This is a genomic window from Stenotrophomonas sp. TWI700 (assembly GCF_039673645.1).
Classification (GTDB): domain Bacteria; phylum Pseudomonadota; class Gammaproteobacteria; order Xanthomonadales; family Xanthomonadaceae; genus Stenotrophomonas; species Stenotrophomonas maltophilia_AA.
Window position 1 is genome coordinate 130013 of the sequence record NZ_JBDJMB010000006.1, and the last position, 21319, is coordinate 151331.

18 protein-coding genes are annotated in these 21319 nt (G+C 66.8%); 16 read left to right on the forward strand and 2 right to left on the reverse strand.

Annotated features, from left to right (window positions below):
• The first annotated feature begins 3 nt into the window (after window positions 1-3).
• The 8 genes from galE to ABE473_RS07235 all read left to right on the forward strand — a co-directional run bounded on the left by galE (window position 4) and on the right by ABE473_RS07235 (window position 7699).
• Window positions 4-1026: a UDP-glucose 4-epimerase GalE gene (gene galE / locus ABE473_RS07200; RefSeq protein WP_346488974.1), complete on the forward strand. Its 1023-nt coding sequence runs from the start codon at window positions 4-6 to the stop codon at window positions 1024-1026.
• Between the two features lie 211 nt (window positions 1027-1237).
• Window positions 1238-2770, forward strand: a complete 1533-nt coding sequence (locus ABE473_RS07205) for an aldehyde dehydrogenase family protein (RefSeq protein WP_179459102.1) — start codon at window positions 1238-1240, stop codon at window positions 2768-2770.
• Complete coding sequence (locus ABE473_RS07210; protein WP_346488975.1) at window positions 2770-3555, forward strand: SDR family oxidoreductase; 786 nt, start codon at window positions 2770-2772, stop codon at window positions 3553-3555. The genes ABE473_RS07205 and ABE473_RS07210 overlap by 1 nt, the downstream gene beginning before the upstream one ends.
• A 50-nt stretch (window positions 3556-3605) precedes the next feature.
• A complete protein-coding gene (locus ABE473_RS07215; protein ID WP_179459104.1) occupies window positions 3606-3890 on the forward strand; it encodes a DUF4190 domain-containing protein in 285 nt (94 codons plus the stop codon).
• 7 nt (window positions 3891-3897) lie between these two features.
• Window positions 3898-4668 (forward strand): class I SAM-dependent methyltransferase, encoded by a 771-nt coding sequence (locus ABE473_RS07220; protein ID WP_346488976.1) that lies wholly within the window; start codon window positions 3898-3900, stop codon window positions 4666-4668.
• Window positions 4669-4677: 9 nt separating this feature from the next.
• The gene (locus ABE473_RS07225) at window positions 4678-5733 is read left to right on the forward strand and encodes a quinone-dependent dihydroorotate dehydrogenase (RefSeq protein WP_346488977.1); all 1056 of its coding nucleotides are present in this window, start codon (window positions 4678-4680) and stop codon (window positions 5731-5733) included.
• Complete coding sequence (gene murB / locus ABE473_RS07230; RefSeq protein ID WP_346488978.1) at window positions 5730-6779, forward strand: UDP-N-acetylmuramate dehydrogenase; 1050 nt, start codon at window positions 5730-5732, stop codon at window positions 6777-6779. Before ABE473_RS07225 ends, murB begins: the two co-directional genes overlap by 4 nt.
• A gap of 32 nt (window positions 6780-6811) precedes the next feature.
• Window positions 6812-7699: a DMT family transporter gene (locus ABE473_RS07235; RefSeq protein ID WP_275135858.1), complete on the forward strand. Its 888-nt coding sequence runs from the start codon at window positions 6812-6814 to the stop codon at window positions 7697-7699.
• 204 nt (window positions 7700-7903) lie between these two features.
• Here the strand turns inward: ABE473_RS07235 and ABE473_RS07240 are convergent, their stop codons facing one another.
• Window positions 7904-9070: a nucleotide sugar dehydrogenase gene (locus ABE473_RS07240; RefSeq protein ID WP_346488979.1), complete on the reverse strand. Its 1167-nt coding sequence runs from the start codon at window positions 9068-9070 to the stop codon at window positions 7904-7906.
• A gap of 233 nt (window positions 9071-9303) precedes the next feature.
• Here ABE473_RS07240 and ABE473_RS07245 point away from each other — a divergent pair, with 233 nt between their 5' ends.
• The 5 genes from ABE473_RS07245 to ABE473_RS07265 all read left to right on the forward strand — a co-directional run bounded on the left by ABE473_RS07245 (window position 9304) and on the right by ABE473_RS07265 (window position 15213).
• Window positions 9304-9654, forward strand: coding sequence for a helix-turn-helix transcriptional regulator (locus ABE473_RS07245; protein ID WP_179459107.1), 351 nt, complete (start codon window positions 9304-9306; stop codon window positions 9652-9654).
• Entirely contained in the window at window positions 9651-10958 is a 1308-nt protein-coding gene (locus ABE473_RS07250; RefSeq protein WP_346488980.1) for a HipA domain-containing protein, read from the forward strand. The genes ABE473_RS07245 and ABE473_RS07250 overlap by 4 nt, the downstream gene beginning before the upstream one ends.
• 134 nt (window positions 10959-11092) lie before the next feature.
• Window positions 11093-14212, forward strand: coding sequence for a discoidin domain-containing protein (locus tag ABE473_RS07255; protein WP_346488981.1), 3120 nt, complete (start codon window positions 11093-11095; stop codon window positions 14210-14212).
• A gap of 222 nt (window positions 14213-14434) precedes the next feature.
• Window positions 14435-14749 (forward strand): metalloregulator ArsR/SmtB family transcription factor, encoded by a 315-nt coding sequence (locus ABE473_RS07260; protein WP_346488982.1) that lies wholly within the window; start codon window positions 14435-14437, stop codon window positions 14747-14749.
• Between the two features lie 2 nt (window positions 14750-14751).
• Entirely contained in the window at window positions 14752-15213 is a 462-nt protein-coding gene (locus tag ABE473_RS07265; protein WP_179459110.1) for an SRPBCC family protein, read from the forward strand.
• Window positions 15214-15300: 87 nt separating this feature from the next.
• Here ABE473_RS07265 and ABE473_RS07270 read toward each other — a convergent pair whose 3' ends face one another.
• On the reverse strand, window positions 15301-15936 hold the full coding sequence (locus ABE473_RS07270) for an XRE family transcriptional regulator (RefSeq protein WP_176989825.1): 636 nt from the start codon (window positions 15934-15936) through the stop codon (window positions 15301-15303).
• Window positions 15937-16260: 324 nt separating this feature from the next.
• Here ABE473_RS07270 and ABE473_RS07275 point away from each other — a divergent pair, with 324 nt between their 5' ends.
• From ABE473_RS07275 to ABE473_RS07285, 3 genes are read left to right on the forward strand one after another with little or no spacing between them, the layout of a single operon-like run.
• The gene (locus ABE473_RS07275; protein ID WP_346488983.1) at window positions 16261-18243 is read left to right on the forward strand and encodes a serine hydrolase domain-containing protein; all 1983 of its coding nucleotides are present in this window, start codon (window positions 16261-16263) and stop codon (window positions 18241-18243) included.
• Between the two features lie 34 nt (window positions 18244-18277).
• A complete protein-coding gene (locus ABE473_RS07280; RefSeq protein WP_346488984.1) occupies window positions 18278-19276 on the forward strand; it encodes a dipeptide epimerase in 999 nt (332 codons plus the stop codon).
• Window positions 19273-21300: a serine hydrolase domain-containing protein gene (locus tag ABE473_RS07285; protein WP_346488985.1), complete on the forward strand. Its 2028-nt coding sequence runs from the start codon at window positions 19273-19275 to the stop codon at window positions 21298-21300. Before ABE473_RS07280 ends, ABE473_RS07285 begins: the two co-directional genes overlap by 4 nt.
• Window positions 21301-21319 lie beyond the last annotated feature (19 nt).

Sequence of the window (21319 nt, forward strand, 5' to 3'; positions counted from 1 at the left end):
TTCATGAATAGCATCCTCATCTGCGGTGGCGCCGGGTACATCGGCAGCCACATGGCTCAATGGCTGGCCGAGCATGGGCACTCGGTCACTGTGCTCGACAACCTCTCCACCGGCCACCGCGGCGCCGTCCGTTGGGGCGAGCTGATCGAGGCCGATCTGTTGGATCCAGCCGCACTAGAGCGCGCCTTCCACGGGCGCAGGTTCGACGCAGTAATGCACTTCTGTGCCAAGTCGCTGGTAGGCGAGTCGGTTGCCGAGCCCTTCGCCTACTACGCAAACAACGTGACAGGCACGCTCAACCTCCTCGAAGCCATGCGCCGTCACGATGTGCGCAAGCTGGTGTTTTCGTCGACCGCAGCAGTCTTCGGCAATCCGGTTTCAGATGTGATTGACGAGAAACACCCCAAGGCACCGATCAATCCTTACGGCGCCAGCAAGCTCATGGCAGAGCGTTTCCTGGCAGATGCGGCGCATGCTTACGGACTGCGCTCGGTGGCCCTGCGGTACTTCAATGCGGCGGGCGCCCTGCCCGACCATGGCATCGGCGAAGCTCACGCCTGCGAGACACACCTGATCCCCAACGTCCTGAGAGCGGCGCTGGGCCAGGGGCCGTCCCTAAAGATCTTCGGCAACGATTACGACACCGCCGACGGCACCTGCGTGCGCGACTATGTCCACGTCCAGGACCTTGCTCAGGCACATGCACTGGCATTGGGATTCATGGACCGCCACGAAGGGGCGCACACCTTCAATCTGGGCAACGGCCAGGGTTTCTCCGTCCACGACGTGATTGCGACGGCCGCCTCCGTATCGGGTGTTGCGATCCCGTACGACGTCGCGCCACGCCGCGTGGGCGATCCGGCCCGACTGGTTGCCTCCAGCACCAAGGCGCGCGAACTCCTCGGCTGGACGCCACGTTGGACCGAGCTGTCGCCGATCATCGAGAGTGCGTGGCGCTGGCACCGTGATCAGCCAAGCTGGTCCCCGCATCACGTTCACGCCGACGCGTCCACCCAGGCAGCGTGAGGCATGGGAGGGCGGCCCGGACGCCGCCCCCCTGAGGCAATGCAAAAATGAATTCGGGGCCCGGGCTGCCCCGAGAGCAAGGCGTGGGCCAGAACCGCGCTGCACCGCCAGATGAGGCATTGCCCCCCTCTGTTACCATTCGGGGTTCAGCTTGCCGCCCCCACCCTGCCAGCGGCCAGCGCCTTACAAACGCAACGCAACAGGAGTTTGCATGTCCTCTGATCTGCTCAAGGCCCTCGGCCTCGACGCGACCAACGCTGGCACCTACCTTGGCAACGGCGAGTGGTCCACGGCCACTGATGCCGGTGTGATCACCCCGGTGAACCCGACCACCGGCGAAGCCATCGCCCAGGTCTACGCGACCACCGACGCCGACTACGAAACCATCGTGGCCCGCGCCCAGGAGGCCTTCAAGGTCTGGCGCACCACCCCGGCCCCGCGCCGTGGCGAAGCCGTGCGCCTGTGCGGTAACGCCCTGCGCGCCAACAAGGATGCCCTGGGCTCGCTGGTCGCGCTGGAAATGGGCAAGAGCAAGCCCGAAGGCGATGGCGAAGTGCAGGAGATGATCGACATCGCCGACTTCGCCGTGGGCCAGAGCCGCATGCTCTATGGCTACACCATGCATTCCGAGCGCCCGGGCCACCGGATGTACGAGCAGTACCAGCCGCTGGGCCTGGTCGGCATCATCAGTGCGTTCAACTTCCCGGTCGCGGTGTGGGCCTGGAACTCCTTCCTGGCCACGATCTGCGGCGATATCTGCCTGTGGAAGCCGTCCAACAAGACCCCGCTGACCGCGATCGCCTCCATGCGCATCTGCAATGAAGCGCTGCGCGAGGGCGGCTTCCCGGACCTGTTCTTCCTGATCAACGATGCCGGCACCGAGCTGTCGCAGAAGATGGTGGCCGACAAGCGCGTGCCGCTGATCAGCTTCACCGGCTCGACCCAGGTCGGCCGTCAGGTCGCCGAGAAGGTCGCGCATCGCCTGGGCCGCTGCCTGCTGGAGCTGGGTGGCAACAACGCGATCATCCTGGACGAAACCGCCGACCTGAAGCTGGCGGTCCCGGGCATCGTGTTCGGCGCCGTCGGTACCGCCGGCCAGCGCTGCACCACCACGCGCCGCCTGATCGTGCACGAATCCATCCATGACGACGTGCTGGCCACGCTGATCAAGGCGTACAAGCAGGTCGAAGGCAAGATCGGCGATCCGACCGACCCGGCCAACCTGATGGGCCCGCTCAACAGCGAAGGCGCGGTGGAGCAGTTCCTGGCCTCGATCGAGAAGGCCAAGGCCAGCGGCGGCACCGTGCAGACCGGCGGCACCCGCATCGACCGCGCGGGCAACTTCGTGTTGCCGGCCATCGTCACCGGCCTGAAGAACAGCGACGAGGTCGTCCAGCACGAGACCTTCGCCCCGATCCTGTATGTGATGAAGTACAGCACGCTGGACGAAGCGATCGACATGCAGAACGGCGTGCCGCAGGGCCTGTCGTCCTCGATCTTCACCACCAACCTGAAGACCGCCGAGCGCTTCCTCTCGGCAGCGGGGTCGGACTGCGGCATCGCCAACGTCAACATCGGCACCTCGGGTGCGGAGATCGGCGGTGCGTTCGGTGGCGAAAAGGACACCGGCGGTGGTCGTGAGTCCGGCTCGGACGCCTGGAAGGTCTACATGCGCCGCCAGACCAACACCATCAACTACTCCGACTCGCTGCCGCTGGCCCAGGGCATCAAGTTCGACCTGTGATGGACGCCGCGCCCCACCTGCCGGCCGGCCCGCGCCTGGAGTTCACCGGGCGCCGGGTGCTGATCGCCGGGGGCAGCAAGGGCATCGGGCGCGCGATGGCGCTGGCGTTTGCTTCGGCAGGCGCCCGCGTCTCGGTCTGCGCACGCGGTGAGGCCGGTCTGGCCGCGCTGCGTGCGGATGCCGGGGCCCTCGGCCTGGCCGTGCATACGGCCAGTACCGACCTCTCCCGGCTGGACGACATCGGCCGCTGGCTGGCCGATGCCGCGCAGGCCCTCGGCGGCATCGACGTGCTGGTCAACAACGCGACCGGCTACGGTATGACCGACGATGAGGCGGGCTGGGAAGCCAGCTTGAATGTCGATCTGATGTCGGCCGTGCGCGCCTCGCGACTCGCCCTGCCCTGGCTGCAGCAGTCCAGCGATGCCTGCATTCTCAACCTGGCCTCGATCGCCGCCCAGCAGCCGCGCCCGGGTGGCGCGCCGTATGCGGCCGCCAAGGCCGCGTTGATGCACTACACCACCTCGCAGGCCCTGGCCCTGGCGCCGCAGCGCATCCGCGTCAACGCCATCGCCCCGGGCTCGATCGAGTTCGAGGATGGCCTGTGGGCGCGCCGGCGCGAGCAGGACCCCGAGCTGTATCGAAACACCCTGGCGAAGATCCCGTTCGGCCGCTTCGGCGAGCCGGCGGCCATCGCCAACGCCGCGCTGTTCCTGTGCTCGCCGCTGGCGGGCTGGATTACCGGGCATACCTTGAATGTCGATGGTGGCCAGGTCCTGATGGGATAAACCCGCCGCTGGCCCTATCATCGAACCCTCCCACCGCGACCAGGACCTGCATGAGCCTTCCGCCCCGACAAACGAGTGCCATGGCCGTGGTCAGCCTGATCATGGGCATCCTCGGCTGGACCGCCCTGCCCTTCATCGGCAGCATCGCGGCGATCATCACCGGCCACCTGGCGCGTGCCGAGATCCGCCGCCGGCCGCTGGAACTGGAAGGCGACGGCATGGCGCTGGCCGGCCTGATCCTGGGCTGGATCGTGGTGATCGGCAGCCTGCTCGCCATGGTGGTGGTGCTGTTGTTCTTCGGCGGACTGGCCTGGTTTGCCGCTACCCAATCGTGAGGTGCACATGAGCCGCTCGGATTCGACCGAACGCTTCAGCAGTCGGGTGGCCGACTACGTCCGCTACCGTCCCGACTATCCCCCGGCCTTGCTGGATTGGCTGCACCAGGACATCGGTGTGCCCACCGAAACCCTGGTCGCCGATATCGGCGCCGGCACCGGCATTTCCACCCGGCTGTTCCTGGCCGCCGGCCACCCGGTCATCGCGGTGGAACCGAACGCGGCCATGCGCGAGGCCGCCGAGCAGTTGCTCGCGCCGGACTATCTGCGTCTGAAGGTCGCCAACGGCACCGCCGAGGCCACCGGCCTGGCCGACAACAGCGTTGGCCTCGTTGCCGCAGCGCAGGCCTTCCACTGGTTCGATACCGCCGCGGTGCGCCGCGAATGGGCGCGCATCCTGCAGCCCGAGGGCATGGCCCTGGTGTTCTGGAACTCGCGCCTGCTCGATGCCTCGCCGTTCCTGATCGGCTACGAGCAGCTGCTGCTGGAGTTCGGCACCGATTACACCGAGGTCGCCGAGCGCTATCAGGACGATGACACCATGCGCGCGTGGTTTGGCGAGGGTCTGCGTGGCATGGCCCGGCTGCCGAATGTGCAGCGCATGGACTACGACGGCCTGCGCGGCCGCCTGCTGTCCTCCTCGTATGCACCGCAGACCGGTCACCCGCGCCACGCGGCAATGCTGGACGCACTGCAACAGCTGTTCGACGCCCACGCGGTGGACGGCCAGATCGCCTTTGAATACCAAACCCGTGCCTTTGTCGGCACGCTGGACTGATTGAACGCCATGTACTCGCTTGCCCGCCCCTTCCTGTTCGCCCTTGATGCAGAACGCGCCCACGGCCTTGGCCTGAGTGCGCTGGACCTGGCCTACCGCACCGGCACCACGCCGCTGATGGGCCGCCGCATCGACCCGCTGCCGACCAACGCGTTCGGAGTGAGTTTCCCGAATCCGGTGGGCCTGGCCGCCGGCCTGGACAAGAACGGCGAGCACATCGATGCGCTGCTGGCCCTGGGCTTCGGCTTCGTCGAGATCGGCACGATCACCCCGCGTCCGCAGGCTGGGAACCCGAAGCCGCGCCTGTTCCGGCTGCCTGAGCACAACGCAATCATCAACCGCATGGGCTTCAACAACCTGGGCGTGGATGCGCTGGTGCGCAATGTCGAACGCGCCAAGCGCCGCACCGGCCTGCTCGGCATCAACATCGGCAAGAACAAGGACACCCCCAACGAGCAGGCGTTCGACGATTACCAGCAGTGCCTGCAGAAGGTGTATCCGCTGGCCGACTACATCACCGTCAACATCTCCTCGCCGAACACCGCCGGCCTGCGCGAGCTGCAGGAAGAGACCGCGTTGCGCCAGCTGATTTCGCAGCTGCGCGAAAGCCAGGAAAGCCTCGCCGCCAAGCACGGCAAGCGGGTGCCGATGCTGGTCAAGGTCGCCCCGGACCTGAGCGATCGCGACATCGATGCGGCCGCGCGCGTGCTCGGCGAGCTCAAGGTGGACGGCGTGATCGCCACCAACACCACCATCGACCGCAGTGCCGTGGCCGGTGACCCGCGCGCGAACGAAGCCGGCGGCCTGTCCGGTGCGCCGCTGCTGGGCCAATCGACCCTGGTGCTGCGCCGCCTGCGCGCGCGCCTGCCCGAATCGATGCCGTTGATCGGCGTGGGCGGCATTCAATCCGGTGCGGACGCGGTGGCCAAGATGGCCGCCGGCGCCGCGCTGGTGCAGTGCTACAGCGGCCTGATCTTCCGTGGCCCGGAGCTGGTACATGACTGCGTGGAGGCGATCCGTCGCCGCAGAGAGGCGCCCAGCCGCGGCGCGGTGGCACCGCTGTGAACGACGCCATGACTGCCTGGGCCATCACTGAAAACGCCTCGCTGAAGGCGCTCAACACTTTCCATGTCGACGCCACGGCCGCGCAGCTGCTGGAGGTGTTCGATCCTTCCGTGCTGCCGGAGGTGCTGGCCCTGCCACGCGTCGCAGAGCAGCCGCTGCTGGTGCTGGGCAGCGGCAGCAACGTGCTGATCGCGGACAACGTGGAAGGCACCGTGCTGGTGTTCGCCAACCGCGGCATCGAGATCCTGGAGCACCGCGCCGACCACACCATCGTGCGTGCCGGTGCCGGCGTGAACTGGCATGGGCTGGTGATGTGGTCGTTGCAGAACGGGCTATCCGGGCTGGAAAACCTGGCCCTGATCCCCGGCACCGCCGGCGCCTCGCCGATCCAGAACATCGGCGCCTATGGCGCGCAGGTCGGCGAGTTCATCCAGGCGGTCGATGCCTGGGACCGACACGAGAACGACTGGGTGCGCTTCGATGCGGAAGGCTGCCAGTTCGCCTACCGCGACAGCATCTTCAAGCACGACCCGGACCGTTACCTGATCACCGCGATCGAGCTGCGCCTGCCGCTGCTGCATGGCCTGCGCCTGGGCTATGCCGGGATCGCCGAGGAAATGGAGGCGATGGGCGTTGAACTGCCGGTGGCCGCCGATGTGGCCAACGCGGTGATCAACATCCGCCGCCGCAAGCTGCCGGATCCGGACGTGCTCGGCAACGCGGGCAGCTTCTTCAAGAACCCGATCCTGCCGCTGGAACAGGTGGAGGTGCTGCTGCAGCACTTCCCGGAGCTGCCCGTGTACCCGGCCGACGACGACAGCCGCCGCAAGATCTCCGCGGGCTGGATGATCGAAAGTTGTGGCTGGAAGGGTTACCGCGATGGCGATGCCGGCGTCGCCCCAAGCCATGCGCTGGTGCTGGTCAACCACGGCCAGGCCACCGGCGAAGAACTGCTCGCACTGGCGCGGCGGATCTCCGCCTCGGTACTGGAGAGGTTCGGCGTGCCGATCGAACCGGAACCCAGGCTGATCGGCGCACAGTGGTGAACCCCGCCCCCGCGTTACCGGTGGCCACGCCGTTGCGGGCCGCCCTGCTGATGCTCGGCAGTACGCTGGCCTTCGGCCTGATGGCGATCGCGATCCGCTACGCCACCCGCTACGTGCCGACCCAGGAAGTGGCGTTCTTCCGCAACGCCTTCGGCCTGCTGGCACTGCTGCCGATGCTGATCCGCCCCGGCAGCGCGCCGCTGAAGACGCAGCAGCTGCCGCGTTACTTCCTGCGCAGCGCGATCGGTCTGGCCTCGATGCTGTGCGCGTTCTGGGCGATCGGGCACCTGCCGATCTCCCAGGCGATCTCGCTCTCCTATTCGACACCGCTGTTCGTGACCATCGCTGCCGTGCTGTGGCTGGGCGAAACCGTGCGCATGCGCCGCTGGGCGGCGGTGATCATAGGCTTCATCGGCGTGCTGATCATCGTGCGCCCCGGCTCGACCAGTTTCACGCCCGGCACCCTGGTCGCCGTCGGCGCTGCGGTACTGAGCTCGCTGGTGGCGATCCAGATCAAGCAGCTCACCCGCATCGACAGCGCCGATACGGTGGTGTTCTACACCTATGTGTTCTGGGTGCCGCTGTCGCTGGTGCCGGCGCTGTTCGTCTGGGTCTGGCCGACTGGCCTGGCCTGGGTCTGGCTGGTCGCGACCGGTGTGCTCGGCACGCTGGGCCAGCTGCTGTGGACGCGCGCCCTGCGCCTGGGCGAGGTCTCTGCGTTGACCCCGATCAGCTTCATGCAGCTGCCGCTGGTCAGCCTGCTGGGCTGGCTCTTGTTCAATGAAGCCCTGGACCGCTGGACCGTGATCGGCGCCGGGATCATCCTCGGCGCGAACGCCTATATCGCCCACCGCGAAGCGGTGCTGGCACGGCGGGCGAAATCGCAGGCGGTCACAGCGGCCGCCAAGCCGGGCGAATAGACCCGCGCATGGCGTGGATGGGCCCCGATCCGGGTCCATCAGCCCATTCGTAATGCGTGGCCCGGAGCATTCGTCCACGCACGGCGTGGCCCTACCCGCGACAACCGACCACCTCCGGGGTAAATCCACGCCATGCATGGATGCGCGCTGTGACAATCGACCGCCTCGGGTAGATCCACGCCATGCGTGGATGCACTCCGACGATCAATCCGATCCGAACAGATCGCGCGTGTAGACCTTGTGCGCCACGCCCTCCAGCTCCGGCGTCAGCCGGTTGGCGACGATGATGTCCGCCTCCGCAAGGAACGCCGCAAAATCGTTCACCACGCGGGAGCGGTAGAAGGTCGGCTCCGTGAGCACGGGCTCATGGACGATGACCTCGATACCCTTGGCCTTGATCCGCTTCATCACGCCCTGCACCGCCGAGGCACGGAAGTTGTCCGAGCCGGCCTTCATCACCAGCCGGTAGATGCCCACCACCTTCGGGTTGCGCGCCACGATGTCATCGGCGATGAAATCCTTGCGGGTGCGGTTGGACTCGACGATGGCATGGATCAGGTTCTGCGGCACCTTGCTGTAGTTCGCCAGCAGCTGCTTCGTATCCTTGGGCAGGCAGTAGCCGCCGTAGCCGAAGGACGGGTTGTTGTAGTGATCGCCGATGCGCGGATCCAGGCTGACGCCTTCGATCATCTGCCGCGTGTCCAGCCCGTGCGAACTGGCGTAGGTATCCAGTTCGTTGAAGTAGGCCACCCGCATCGCCAGATAGGTATTGGAGAACAGCTTGATCGCCTCCGCCTCGGTGGCGTCGGTGAACAGCACTGGCACGTCCTTCTTGATCGCGCCTTCCTTGAGCAGCCCGGCAAACACCGCGGCGCGTTCGGAGCGTTCGCCGACGATGATCCGACTCGGGTGCAGGTTGTCGTACAGCGCGCGGCCTTCGCGGAGGAATTCCGGCGAGAACAGAATCGTGTCCGTCCCGAACGTGGCCCGCAACGCGTGCGTGCAGCCCACCGGCACGGTCGACTTGATTACGATGACGGCGGACGGATGGATCCGCAGCACATCGGCGATCACCGCCTCGACGGAGCCGGTGTTGAAGTAATTCGATGTGGGGTCGTAATCCGTCGGCGTAGCGACGATGACGAAGTCCGCGCCTTCATAGGCCTGCGCAGGATCCAGCGTGGCGGTGAGGTTCAGCGCGCGATTGGCGAGGAACTCCTCGATCTCGGCATCCTCGATGGGCGACTGGCGCGCGTTGATCATCGCCACCTTGGCTGGATCGACGTCCAGCGCCACCACCTCGTGATGCTGCGCGAGCAGCACCGCGTTGGAGAGGCCTACGTAGCCGGTACCGGCGACGGCAATCTTCATTCAGGATCCTTCTGCGTACATCGTCCAGAGTCGAACGGTGAATTTTAGCAAACGTCGCGGGGCCAGTGCCACAAATGCACCTCGTTAAGCGTCAATTCTGCCGCCTTAACTGTATAAATTGCCATAACGCGCCATATCTGTCTCTTTATCGAAATACAATGTAAATGTCGTAAAAAGCCAAACTTGACGCTTTATCGCAATAGTGCGATACAAAGCGCCAGGAGGGTCACCTTATGACGATCACACATCTGATGACGGACGAGGCTGTTCTGGCTGAGCTGGGGCAACGTCTAGCCCGCGTGCGGCTCTCGCAAGGCATCACCCAGGAGCAGCTGGCCGATGCTGCGGGCGTCTCCAAACGCACCGTGCAGCGGCTGGAAGACGGCACGCCCGCCCAGCTGGCCAACCTGATCCGGTGCCTGCGCGCCCTCGGCAGGCTGGATGCGCTGGAGGTGATGCTGCCCAGCGACGGTCCCAATCCGATCGATCTGCTGGAGCGCCGCGGCCACCAGCGCCAGCGCGCGCGACCGGGGGTGGCAGAGCCGGCACCGGCCAAGCCTTGGACCTGGGGCGATGAGCAATGAACACCACGGCCGAGGTACGCCTGTGGGGCAGCCGGATCGGCGCGGTGACGCTGGCCGACGGCGAGCGGATCGCACAATTTGCCTACGACCCGGCATTCGCACGTTCCAGCATTGAGGTCGCCCCGCTGACCATGCCGCTCGCGGCGGATCGGATCTACGGCTTCCCCTCCCTCAACCCGGCAGGCTTCCATGGCTTGCCCGGCCTGCTCGCCGACGCCCTGCCGGACAAGTACGGCAACACCCTGATCAATGCCTGGCTGGCCACCCAGGGCCGCACCCCGGACAGCTTCAATGCGGTGGAGCGGCTCTGCTACACCGGCACGCGCGGCATGGGGGCGTTGGAGTTCTCGCCGGTGCATGGGCCGCGCGTCCGCACGGCGCACAAGATTCAGATCGATGCCCTGGTTGCGCTGGCCACCGAGGTCCTGAGCAACCGCGACAACCTGCGTGCCTCGTTCGGCGATGAAGCGCGCGCCGATGCGCTGCGCGACATTCTGCGCGTGGGTACCTCGGCCGGTGGCGCACGGGCCAAAGCCGTGATCGCCTGGAACGAAGGCACGGGCGAGGTCCGATCGGGCCAGGCCGCAGCGGCGCCAGGCTTCAGCTACTGGCTGCTCAAGTTCGATGGCGTGCAGAACAACCGCGACAAGGAACTGGCTGACCCCAAGGGCTACGGCGTGGTGGAGTACGCGTACGCGCTGATGGCGCGTGACGCGGGCATCCAGATCAGCGAGTGCCGACTGCTGGAGGAAGGCGGCCGCCGCCACTTCATGACCCAACGCTTCGACCGCACCGATGCAGGAGGCAAGCGCCATATGCAGTCGTTGGCGGCGATGGCCCACTTCGACTTCAATGATCCCACTGCCTACTCCTACGAGCAGGCCTTGCTGGTCATGCGCCAGTTGCGCCTGCCCATGGCGCAGCTGGAGGAACAGTTCCGGCGGATGGTGTTCAACGTGATCGCACGCAACCAGGACGACCACGTCAAGAACATCGCCTACCTGATGGACCGGCAGGGCCAGTGGTCGCTGTCACCTGCGTTCGACATCACCTGGGCGTACAACCCGGACGGCGACTGGACAGCGCGGCACCAGATGTCGATCAACGGCAAGCGCGAGGGTTTCGACGTGGCCGACCTGGCCGCATGTGCAGCGACGGCCTCGATCAATGCCCGCCGCGCCCGCGACATCATTGAGCAGGTCCGGCAAAGCGTGCTGCGTTGGCCGCACTTTGCCGACGAGGCCGGCGTCGCCGAACACTGGCGCGATCAGATCCGCGGCAGCCTGCGTACGGACATTCGGTGACGCGCGCGAGCAGATCGCAAATCCGATCACCTGATGGCGACTTCAATATTGCGACGCGTCATGTAAACGATTACATCCCCTGCTAGCGTGTTCCCACCCCGCCGCCGGGGTCGTTTCAGATCAGGAGCATGTTGATGAGGCTGCAGGCTGACCGTTCGACCGTCGTGCACCAACCGCGCCGCATCATGGCCGGCACCGTGCTCTTCTCCGCCCTCGCACTGAGCCTCACCGCGGCCGCCCAGGACCTGCCACCGCGCAGCCAGTGGCAGGCCAGCAGCTCCTCCCAGCAGGTGCCGGCGATGGCGGTCGGGCACCTGATCGACGGCGACCCTAAAACAGTCACCGGCGGTGCTTTCAGCCCGGGCCACTGGTTCCAGGTGGACCTGGGCAGGCCGAGCACGCTCAGCGGCGTGCAGATCACCTGGGACGTCTCCAATCCGGAGGGGTACAGCCTGCAGACCTCGCTGGACGGCCAACGATGGCAGCCGGCCTACACCATGCGCGATTCGCTCGGCGGTATCGAGACGCTGTTCTTTGCGCCGCGCAACGCCCGCTATCTGCGCCTGGCCAGCCCGGCGCGCACCTCGGACTGGGGCGTGTCGATCTTCGAGCTGGAGCCCTTGGATTCCACCACGAGCGCGCGCGTGTCCGGCGTGGATGCGAGCCAGGCCGCGGCGCTGTGGCAGGGCGGCAGTGCCATCGACGTTCCGCGTGGCAAGGACGGTACGCATACGCTCGAGATCGCGTTGCCGCGTGCCGTCTCCACCACCGGCCTGTCCGTGGACTGGAACGGTGAGCACGGTGCCGCACGGCTGCAGGCACGCGATGCGCAGGGCCGCTGGATAGACCTCGCACGCGATCCGCAGGCCGGTACACGCCAGCAGAGTTGGTTGGCGGGCGCTGCTGCCGTGACCGCCACCGCGCTGCGGCTGACGGTGGACGGTGACGCCCCCCGGGTCGAGCGCCTGCGCCTGCTCGGCCCCAAGGCAGTGATGACGCCGATGAAGCGCTACCAGATCGCCGCCAGTGGCGCGCAGCGCGCATTGTTCCCGGCCTCGCTGCACATGCAGCAGACCTACTGGACCGCGGTCGGCATCCACGCCGGCCGACAGAAATCGATCTTCGACGAGTACGGCAACATCGAAGCCTTCAAGGGCGCGCCGCTGGTGCAGCCGATCTGGCGCAACGCGGACGGTGTTGCCGCAGGCGCCGCCGACCAGCCGGTGCAGCACGCGCTGCGCGATGGCTGGAAGCCGATGCCCTCGGCGACGTGGTCGCCACAACCCGGGCTGGACCTGCAGAGCGAGGCGTTCGCGGTCGAACTGGGGGGACAGCCGGTCACCTTCGTGCGCCATCGACTGCGCAACACCGGCAGCGCCCCTCTCGAGGGCACCCTGACACTGGCGGTACGGCCAATGCAGATGAACCCCCCGTGGCAGAACGGCGGCCTCTCGCCGATCCGCGAGGTGGCCGTGGAAGGTCGACAGGTGCGCATCAACGGGCGCGCCCTGCTGCAGTCGCTGACCCCGGTCGATGCCGCGGGTGCGGCGCCGTTCGGCACGGAGGGCAGCACCGAGATCACCGCGGCCATCGCCAGCGGTACCTTGCCCGCGGCCACGCAGGCACGCGATGCCGAGGGTCTCGCGTCCGCGGCGCTGGCCTACCGCGTGCAGCTCGCGCCGGGTGCCAGCCGCTCGGTGGTGGTCGCCTTCCCGCTGGGCACCGCCGCTTCGGCCCAGGACGGTTCGCTGCCGGATGCACCACCACTGGCGCTGTCTGGCGTCCCGCGTGCACCCGATGCGGCATACGACGCACTCGCCAAGCGTGCCTCCGACGACTGGCAGGCACGCCTGGGCCAGGTCGGCCTGCGCCTGCCCGATCCCTCGCTGGTGGACATGCTGCGCGCGCAGGCGGCGTACATGCTGATCAACCAGACCGGCCCGGCCATGCAGCCCGGCCCGCGCAACTACAACCGCTCCTTCATCCGCGACGGCATGGCCACCTCCGCGGTGCTGCTGCGCATGGGCGAATCCAGGGTCGCGCGCGATTACCTGGCCTGGTACAGCGAGCACGGCGTGCATGCCAACGGGCTGGTCTCGCCGATTCTCAACGACGACGGCAGCGTCAACACCGGCTTCGGCTCGGACATCGAGTACGACAGCCAGGGCCAGTACATCAGCCTGGTGGCCGATGTCGCGCGGCTGGATGGCGGACCGGACTCCGTACGCGCCTATCTGCCCAAGGTGAAAGCCGCGATGCGCTTCCTGCAGGAACTGCGCGAGCGCACGCTGGTGCCCGGCTACATGGCCAGCCAGCCTTCGCCGGAACGCTTCGCCGGCATCCTGGCGCCCTCGATCAGCCATGAGGGCTATCCCTCGCCCACGCACAGCTACTGGGACGACTACTGGGGCCTGAAGGGCTGGCATGACGGTGCGTGGCTGGCGGAGTCGCTGTGCGATCATGAAACCGCCGCGTGGGCGCGCGAACAGTACACCGCCCTGCACGATGCGCTGGCTGCCTCGATCCGCGCCACGATGGCGTGGAAGGGCATCGATTTCATTCCCTCTTCGGCCGACCTTGGCGATGGTGATCCGACCGGCGTGTCGATCGCGCTCGATCCCACCGGCGCACAGGATGTGTTGCCGGCCGAGGCGCTGCGCACCACGTTCGCCCGCTATCTGGACGATGTCCGCAAGCGCGGCGAGCCGCGCGCGTTGTATGCCTATACCCCGTACGAAATCCGCAACGTGCTGAGCTATGTGCATCTGGACCAGCCCGAGGCCGCCGACGAACTGCTGCAGGGCCTGCTGCATGACCGCCGCCCGCTGGAATGGCAGGTGCTCGCCGAGGTGGTCCATTCGCGGCTGCGCTTCCCGCGTTATCTCGGCGACATGCCGCATACCTGGATCGGCGCCGAGTACGGACGCACGCTGTTCGGGATGCTGATGCGCGAAGACGATGACGCGCTGTCGCTGCTGCCAGGCACCCCGCCCTCGTGGGTGGCCGGCGACGGGCTGGCGGTGGATCGCCTGCCGACCGCCTACGGCACCCTGGCCCTGCAGGCACGGCAGCGCGACGGCACGCTGGACCTCAGGCTGGGCAAGGGGCTGCGCACGGACACCGCGGTCCGTGTGTGGTGGCCGAGCCGCACGCGCCCGACCTCGGTACGGGTAGATGGGCGCGTCGTGAGTGACTACGACGCGCGCGGGGTGCTGCTGAAGCAGCCGTTCCGTCGGCTGGAGGCGACGTGGTGAGCTGCACTCCGCCGGCATGGCGATGCTCTGTCGGCCGATGAAGGTCTAGAGCCCGGTCAGCCCTGCCGGTCGACGGTACGACGCAAGCCTTGGTCCCGTCGTGGCAGTGCCCGGCATGACCCGCCTTGACATGCAGGCATTTGCCTGCATATTATCGAATCGTCGACGGGCGCCATCAAAGGCCCGGGGCGTTACCTGGATCACGAGCAGCGAGGAACGTGGATGGATGCAGACAAGGTGTTCAAGGCGCTGGGCGATCCCACCCGCAGGGCGTTGCTGGATGCGCTCTGCCAGACCAACGGTCAGTCGCTGGGGCAGCTCTGCGCGCACCTGCAGATGGCACGGCAATCGGTCACCCAGCATCTGGGCCTGCTGGAAGAGGCCAACCTGATCAGCACCGTCAGGCGCGGCCGCGAGAAGCTGCACTTCATCAACCCCGTGCCTCTGCACGAGGTTTACGAGCGGTGGGTACGCAAGTTCGAGCACCAACGGCTGAGCCTGCTGCATGACCTGAAAAAAGAACTCGAAGGAGAATGACGATGTCCACGGTGTCTACCTGCTTCATCCACGTGATCTATATCGCCTCCACCGCCGAAAGCGTATTCGAGGCCATCACCCGGCCAGAGATCGCCCGCACCTATTGGGGCCATGAGAACGTATCGGACTGGCAGCCCGGTTCACGCTGGCAGCACGTCCGTGCCGACGCGGCAAGGAAGGTCGAGCTGGTCGGCGAGGTGGTCGAAAGCACCCCGCCCTCGCGCCTGGTCATCACCTGGGCCGCCGCGTCGCAGGCCGATGACGCGCAGGCCTACAGCCGGGTGACGTTCGATATCGTGCCGTATGACGGCATGGTCCGGCTCACCGTGACCCATGACCAGCTCGAGCCGGGCAGCGGCATGGATACCGGCATCCGGCAGGGCTGGCCGATCGTCCTGTCCAGCCTCAAATCCCTGCTGGAAACCGGCAAGGGCATGGACGTCTTCGCCAGGCCGCTGGGCTGAGCAGGGCGGGAAGATCACAGAAAAGGGCGCCGTAGGCGCCCTTTTCATTCAACACGTGTCGCGCGACCGCTGCACGCGACAGCGCGCTCAGACGCTCCCCTCATGCTCATGCAGGGTGATCAGCGATTCCATCAGGTCTTCGTCCGCACTCGCACACACGGCCAGCAGCACCGCTTCCTCGCAGCCGGTATCGACGATGTAGGCGTGCCCCATCTGGCTGTCGATGTAGATGCCCTGCCCGGTCTCCAGCACCACCGGATCGTAGAACTCGGTGTGGACCTGGATGCGGCCTTCCATCACGTGCACGTACTCCTCGCCCGGGTGGCGGACCAGGTCGCCGAACTCGGCGGTGGTCTTGGCCCGCACCTTGGTCAGGATCGGGATCATGCGCTTGCGGCGCAGTTCGGTGCACAGATAGTAGTAATCGTAGTTGTCGGTCTGGACCCGCAGCGCCTTGTCGAGCGAGCCGAGGCTGCGCCGTGCGGTGACCGGCTTCGGCGCGCTGTCGGCGTCGGGCTCGGAGAACAGATCGGACATGCGCAGGTTCAGGCGCTGCGCCAGGTGCTGGAGCTTGTCGTAGGTCAAGGTCAGGCGGTCGTGCTCGATCTTGGACAGCGTGGACAGGGGGATTTCGGTGTGCTCGCTCATTTCTTTGAGCGTCCAACCCTGACGCGTGCGCAGGCCGCGCAGCAGGGTTCCGAGCGTCGGGCTTTTGGGGCTCATCGACAGGACCTTTGGGCTATTGCTGGTGAAGTTGTGGATACGATACTACGTACAGATGAATGCCATCCTGATCAGGATGGTTTCTTGTCGCGTTCGCCTCATATGGCGACGCCCAGCGCCCTGTAATCGTTCTCATTGGCCCCGAAATGGCGCATCCAGGGCATACAACAGTCGCAATCGCCCCCGCTCGGCGGCAGCCGGACGAGATCACGCGCAATTGACATTTCTCTAATCAGGAATATTGTTGTCTGATTGAGATGGTTTTTGGTCCTCCGATCGTTTGTGCGGGGTGCCTCGTCTTCCAGTTCCAGAGGGGATCGTCACATGCGTGCGTTGTCAGGGCTTGTCGCGTTGTGTTGTGGGCTGTTGCTGTCCTTCCAGGCCGATGCACAGCGGCCGTCGTCCCCGCTCCCGGAGGCCGCGCCCACCCGCGTGGACACCGTTGCCCGATTGACTGCGGATGACGCGGCCACCTGGCTGGATGGGTTCATGCCGTATGCCATCGCGCGCGGCGATATCGCCGGCGCGGTGGTCACCGTGGTCAAGGACGGCCAGATCCTGGTCCGTCGCGGCTACGGCTTCTCCGACGTCGCAAAACAGACCCCGGTGGATCCGGACCGCACGCTATTCCGGATGGCCTCGGTCTCCAAACTGATGACCTGGACTGCGGTGATGCAGCTGGTGGAGGCCGGCAAGCTGGACCTTGACGCGGACATCAACCAGTACCTGGACTTCAAGGTGCCCGAACGCGGCCTGCCGATCACGCTGCGCCAGCTGATGACGCATACCGGTGGCTTCGAAGCCAACCTCAAGTACATGTGGACTACCGAGGCGGTGGCCGCAGGCGGCGGTGCCGAACTGGGCCCCTACCTCAAGCAGCGGGTACCGGCGCAGATCTTCCCGCCGGGCACCGTGCCGGCGTACTCCAACTACGGCACCAGCCTGGCCGGCTATATCGTCGAGCGCGTCTCGGGCCAGCCCTTCGCCGAGTACGTGGAGCAGCACATTTTCGCGCCCCTGCAGATGCAGCACGCCAGCTTCCGCCAGCCGCTGCCGCCGGCCCTGCGCCGGATGGTCAGCCAAGGCTATGCACTCGGCTCGGGCACGCCGCGTGCGTTCGAGGTGACCCCCTCGGCGCCGGCCGGTGCGCTGACCGCCAGCGGCACCGACATGGCGCGCTTCATGATCGCTCATCTGAGTGCCGCGGGCGGCGCCGACACCGCCCTCCTCAAGGCAGCCACCAGCGCGCAGATGCTGACCCCCCAGGTCCGTTTCGCCCCGCCGTTGAGCACCATGGCGCTGGGTTTCTACGAGAGCAACGTCAACGGCCAGCGGGTGGTGTCGCATGCCGGCGACACGCTGTTGTTCCACTCCCAGCTGTCCCTGTTCCGTGACCACGACGTCGGCCTGTTCGTCTCCTTCAACAGTGCCGGCGCCAAGGGCATCACCGGGCCGATCCGGCGGCAACTGCTGGAGAGCTTCGCCGAACGCTACTTCCCGAAAGCCACCGCCACACCGGCGCCGGTGGTCGACCTGGCGCTGGCCAGGCAGCAGGCACGCGCACTGGCCGCGCAGAGCTATCTCACTTCGCGCCGCGCGCAGACAGGTATCGGCCTCACCGGCATCCTGTCGCAGACCCGGCTGGATGCCCTGGACGACGGCGCGCTGCGCCTCGACCGCATGAAACAGCCGAACGGACAGCCCACTACCTTCAGGCCAATCGCACCGTGGGTATGGCAGGCGACCGACAGTGAGCTGCGCCTGGCTGCCATCGTGAAGGACGGGGAGCCCATCGGCTTCGCGGTGGACTCGTCCTCGCCCTACAACGTGTTCGTGCGCGCAGAGGGCTACCGCTCGGCACGCTGGCTGATGCCGCTGCTGATCGCCGCGGCCAGCGTGCTGGCGCTGTCGGCGCTGGCCTGGCCGATCGCCGCGCTGGTACGCCGCCGCCACGGTCGGGTACTGGGCTGGCCACGCACTACCCTGCGTGCCTATAGCCTCAGCCGCGCGGCCTGCTGGTTGCTGCTGCTGGTTCCGGCAGTGGCCATGGCGTTGATGGCCTGGGTGTCGGTGGATTTCGCCCGCATCGACGACCGCCTGGATCCGGCCGTCATCGCATTGGGCATCGCCTCGGTGATCGCCATCGTCGGCGGCATCGCGGCGATGGGCTGGAACCTGCTGCACACCGTGCGCGCCGGTCGCGGCTGGCTGGCGCGGCTGTGGGCGCTGCTGCTGCTGGCCTCGGCCATCCTGCTTGGCTACGCCATCTTCCTGATGGGCCTGGCCGATTTCGCTCTCAACTACTGACCCGTCGCCCTCCCGGGGGCTGGAGATTTTCTCTGTGAAACTGACCCTGCAGATCGACTCGCTTGCCTTGCTGGCGCCCTTCCGGATCAGCGGCCACGTGTTCCAGCATGCGCCGGTACTGCGCGTGGAACTGGACGACGGCGGCCATCGGGGCCGTGGCGAAGCCAGCGGTGTGTACTACTTCGATGACACGCCCGCGCAGATGCTGGCCACGCTGGAAGCACTGCGGGCACAGATCGAAGCAGGCATCAGCCGCGCCGACCTGCAGCAACTGCTGCCGCGCGGTGGTGCCCGCAATGCGCTCGATTGCGCGCTGTGGGACCTTGAAGCCAGCCGCGCCGGCAAGCCCGCCTGGGCACTGGCCGGGTTGTCGCAGACGCGACCGCTGCTGACCACCTGGACCCTGGGTGCTGACGATCCAGCGACGATGCAATCGATCGCCACCGGCCGTTATGCGCCGGCCAAGGCACTCAAGCTCAAGCTCAGCGGCGAGCTCGACATCGATATCGAACGCGTACGCGCGGTGCGCCGGGTGCGACCTGACGTGTGGCTGGGGGTGGATGCCAACCAAGGCTACCACGTGGATGCGCTCGACGCGCTCATTCCCGTGCTGCTGGACAACGATGTCAGACTGCTGGAGCAGCCGCTGCCGCGCGGCCGCGAGGCCGACCTCAAGGGCTTCGCGCGGCCATTACCCTTCGCCGCCGACGAGAGCGTGCAGGATGCGTCGGAGATCGAGGCGCTGGCCGGGCTGTTCGACGTCATCAACATCAAGCTGGACAAGGCCGGCGGACTCACCGAAAGCCTGGCGATGGTCGGCAAGGCCCGCTCGCTGGGCATGCAGGTGATGGTCGGCAACATGATCGGCAGCAGTTGGGCGATGGGCCCGGCCTTCATCGTGGGCCAGCATTGCGACGTCGTCGATCTCGATGGTCCGCTGTTCCTGCGCGATGACCGCGTTCCCGGCCTGCGCTACGACGAGGGACTGGTGCATTGCGACGACGCCGTGTGGGGCAAGGGAGTACAGGCATGAACATGACATCGCATCGTCCGCGCGCCACGCAGTGGCGCACCCTGGCCGCCGGGCTGCTGCTGGCCTCGACTGCCGCGTTCTCGCCAGTGCATGCGCAGGCACCGGCCCCCGTCGCTGCACCGGCGGTGCCCGCGGCGACCGAAGCCGCTGACAGCATCGCGCCCGCGCCGACACCCACCGGCACGCTGGATGCCGCGCGCGTGGATACCTTCCTTGATGGCCTGGTGCCCTACCTGATGGCCCAGGGCGATCTCGCCGGTGCCGTGGTCACGGTGGTCGAGAACGGCAAGGTCGTCACCGAACGCGGCTTCGGGTTCTCCGATGTCGAGAAGCGCACGCCGGTCGATCCCAGGACCACGTTGTTCCGTCCCGGCTCGATCTCGAAGCTGTTCGTCTGGACCGCAGTGATGCAGCTGGTGGAACAGGGCAAGCTGGACCTGGACGCCGATATCAACACCTACCTGGACATCAAAGTCCAGGCCAAGGGCGAGCCGATCACGCTGCGCCAGATCATGACCCACACCAGCGGTCTGGAAGAGCGCATGCGCTACCTGATCGTGCTGGGCCCGGACCATCCGGCCAACCGCGACAACTATCTCAAGGAATGGATGCCGAACCAGATCAACCGGCCCGGCACCGTGCCGGCCTATTCCAACTACGCCACCGGCATCGCCTCCTACATCGTGGAGCGGGTCAGCGGCCAGCGGTTCGAGGACTATGCCCGGCAGCACATCCTGCAGCCGCTGGGCATGAAGTACGCCAGTTTCGAACAGAAGCTGCCGGCCGAGCTGCTGCCACACGCCGCCAAGGGCTACCGGCTCGGTTCGGGCAAGAGCTACCCGGCCGAGAAGAACACCGCTCCGGGCGTGGGTGGCTTATATGCCTCCGGCTCGGCGATGGCACGCTTCATGATGGCCACGCTCAACCACGGCGAACTCGATGGCCAGCGCATCATGCGCGCCGAGACCAACGCACAGATGCTGACCCCGCAGCCGGCGGTGCTGCCGCACCTGCCGCGCATGACCCTGGGCTGGATGGCCTCGGATACCGGCGGCTACGACACCCGCTCACACGGCGGCACGATGCTGTTCTTCTATTCGTGGCTGTGGATGATCCCGGAGCGCAACATCGGCGTGTTCGTTTCCACCAACAGCGTCGGGCGTGATGCGGCCGGTTCGGCGCTGCGTGCCCAGGTATGGGAGCGCTTCGTCGAGAACTTCCTGCCGCCCCTGCCGATCCAGGCCGCCGGTCCCGGCGTGGACGCCGACACCGCCCGCCAGCATGCCGCCGCACTGGCCAAGGTGGACTGGCACAGCACCCGTCGCTCGGACAGCTCGTATCTGCGCCTGCTGTCGCTGTTCTCGCCGGTGCGCGTGCAACCGCAGGACGACGGCACCATCACCGTCGATGGCCAGAAGGGCCTCAATGGCCAGCTGCTGCGCTGGCGCGAAGTGTCACCCTGGTTGTGGCAGCAAGAGCATGGCCGCAGCCTGCTTGAAGTGAAGGTGGTCGATGGCCGTCCGGTGTACTTCTCCGGCGGCCCGTTCGCGTCGGTATTCGGGTTTGAACCGATGCCCGGCTGGCGGTCGCCCAGCTGGTTGCGCCCCGCATTGATTGTCGCACTGGGGCTGCTGTTGCTGTCGGCGGTGTTGCGCGTGGGTGGCGTGTTCGTGCGTCGCTACTACCGGGTTCCCGCGCCGGCCGAAGGCCGTGGCCTGCGTCGACTGCAGACGTTGTCGATCACTGTGCTGCTGGGCAGCGTGATCGCCTGGCTGGCGTATGTGAAGGCGATGTCCGCGCCGGGCGGCATCTCCAGTTACAGCAACGGACCGTTGCTCCTGGTCCAGGCGGTGTCCTGGCTGAGCGTGATTGCCGCCGTCGCACTGGTCTGGGTGGCAGTCCGCAAGCCCGCCAGCTGGCCGCGTCTACGCCGCTCCGGCGCATGGATGGTCGCACTGTCGGGCCTGGTCGTCGCGTTCGTCGCCATCACTCAGCGCCTGATCAGTACCGGCCTGCAGCTCTGACCCCCGGACGCCCTGCCCG

What these genes read in the sequence shown, in the direction of transcription:
- galE (WP_346488974.1), top strand. Translation starts at nt 4, where the DNA reads ATGAATAGCATCCTCATCTGCGGTGGCGCCGGGTACATCGGCAGCCAC.
- ABE473_RS07205 (WP_179459102.1), top strand. Translation starts at nt 1,238, where the DNA reads ATGTCCTCTGATCTGCTCAAGGCCCTCGGCCTCGACGCGACCAACGCT.
- ABE473_RS07285 (WP_346488985.1), top strand. Translation starts at nt 19,273, where the DNA reads ATGAACATGACATCGCATCGTCCGCGCGCCACGCAGTGGCGCACCCTG.
- ABE473_RS07260 (WP_346488982.1), top strand. Translation starts at nt 14,435, where the DNA reads ATGGATGCAGACAAGGTGTTCAAGGCGCTGGGCGATCCCACCCGCAGG.
- ABE473_RS07255 (WP_346488981.1), top strand. Translation starts at nt 11,093, where the DNA reads ATGAGGCTGCAGGCTGACCGTTCGACCGTCGTGCACCAACCGCGCCGC.
- ABE473_RS07240 (WP_346488979.1), bottom strand. Translation starts at nt 9,070, where the DNA reads ATGAAGATTGCCGTCGCCGGTACCGGCTACGTAGGCCTCTCCAACGCG.
- ABE473_RS07225 (WP_346488977.1), top strand. Translation starts at nt 4,678, where the DNA reads ATGTACTCGCTTGCCCGCCCCTTCCTGTTCGCCCTTGATGCAGAACGC.
- ABE473_RS07220 (WP_346488976.1), top strand. Translation starts at nt 3,898, where the DNA reads ATGAGCCGCTCGGATTCGACCGAACGCTTCAGCAGTCGGGTGGCCGAC.
- ABE473_RS07265 (WP_179459110.1), top strand. Translation starts at nt 14,752, where the DNA reads ATGTCCACGGTGTCTACCTGCTTCATCCACGTGATCTATATCGCCTCC.
- ABE473_RS07250 (WP_346488980.1), top strand. Translation starts at nt 9,651, where the DNA reads ATGAACACCACGGCCGAGGTACGCCTGTGGGGCAGCCGGATCGGCGCG.
- ABE473_RS07215 (WP_179459104.1), top strand. Translation starts at nt 3,606, where the DNA reads ATGAGCCTTCCGCCCCGACAAACGAGTGCCATGGCCGTGGTCAGCCTG.
- ABE473_RS07245 (WP_179459107.1), top strand. Translation starts at nt 9,304, where the DNA reads ATGACGATCACACATCTGATGACGGACGAGGCTGTTCTGGCTGAGCTG.
- ABE473_RS07270 (WP_176989825.1), bottom strand. Translation starts at nt 15,936, where the DNA reads ATGAGCCCCAAAAGCCCGACGCTCGGAACCCTGCTGCGCGGCCTGCGC.
- ABE473_RS07210 (WP_346488975.1), top strand. Translation starts at nt 2,770, where the DNA reads ATGGACGCCGCGCCCCACCTGCCGGCCGGCCCGCGCCTGGAGTTCACC.
- ABE473_RS07275 (WP_346488983.1), top strand. Translation starts at nt 16,261, where the DNA reads ATGCGTGCGTTGTCAGGGCTTGTCGCGTTGTGTTGTGGGCTGTTGCTG.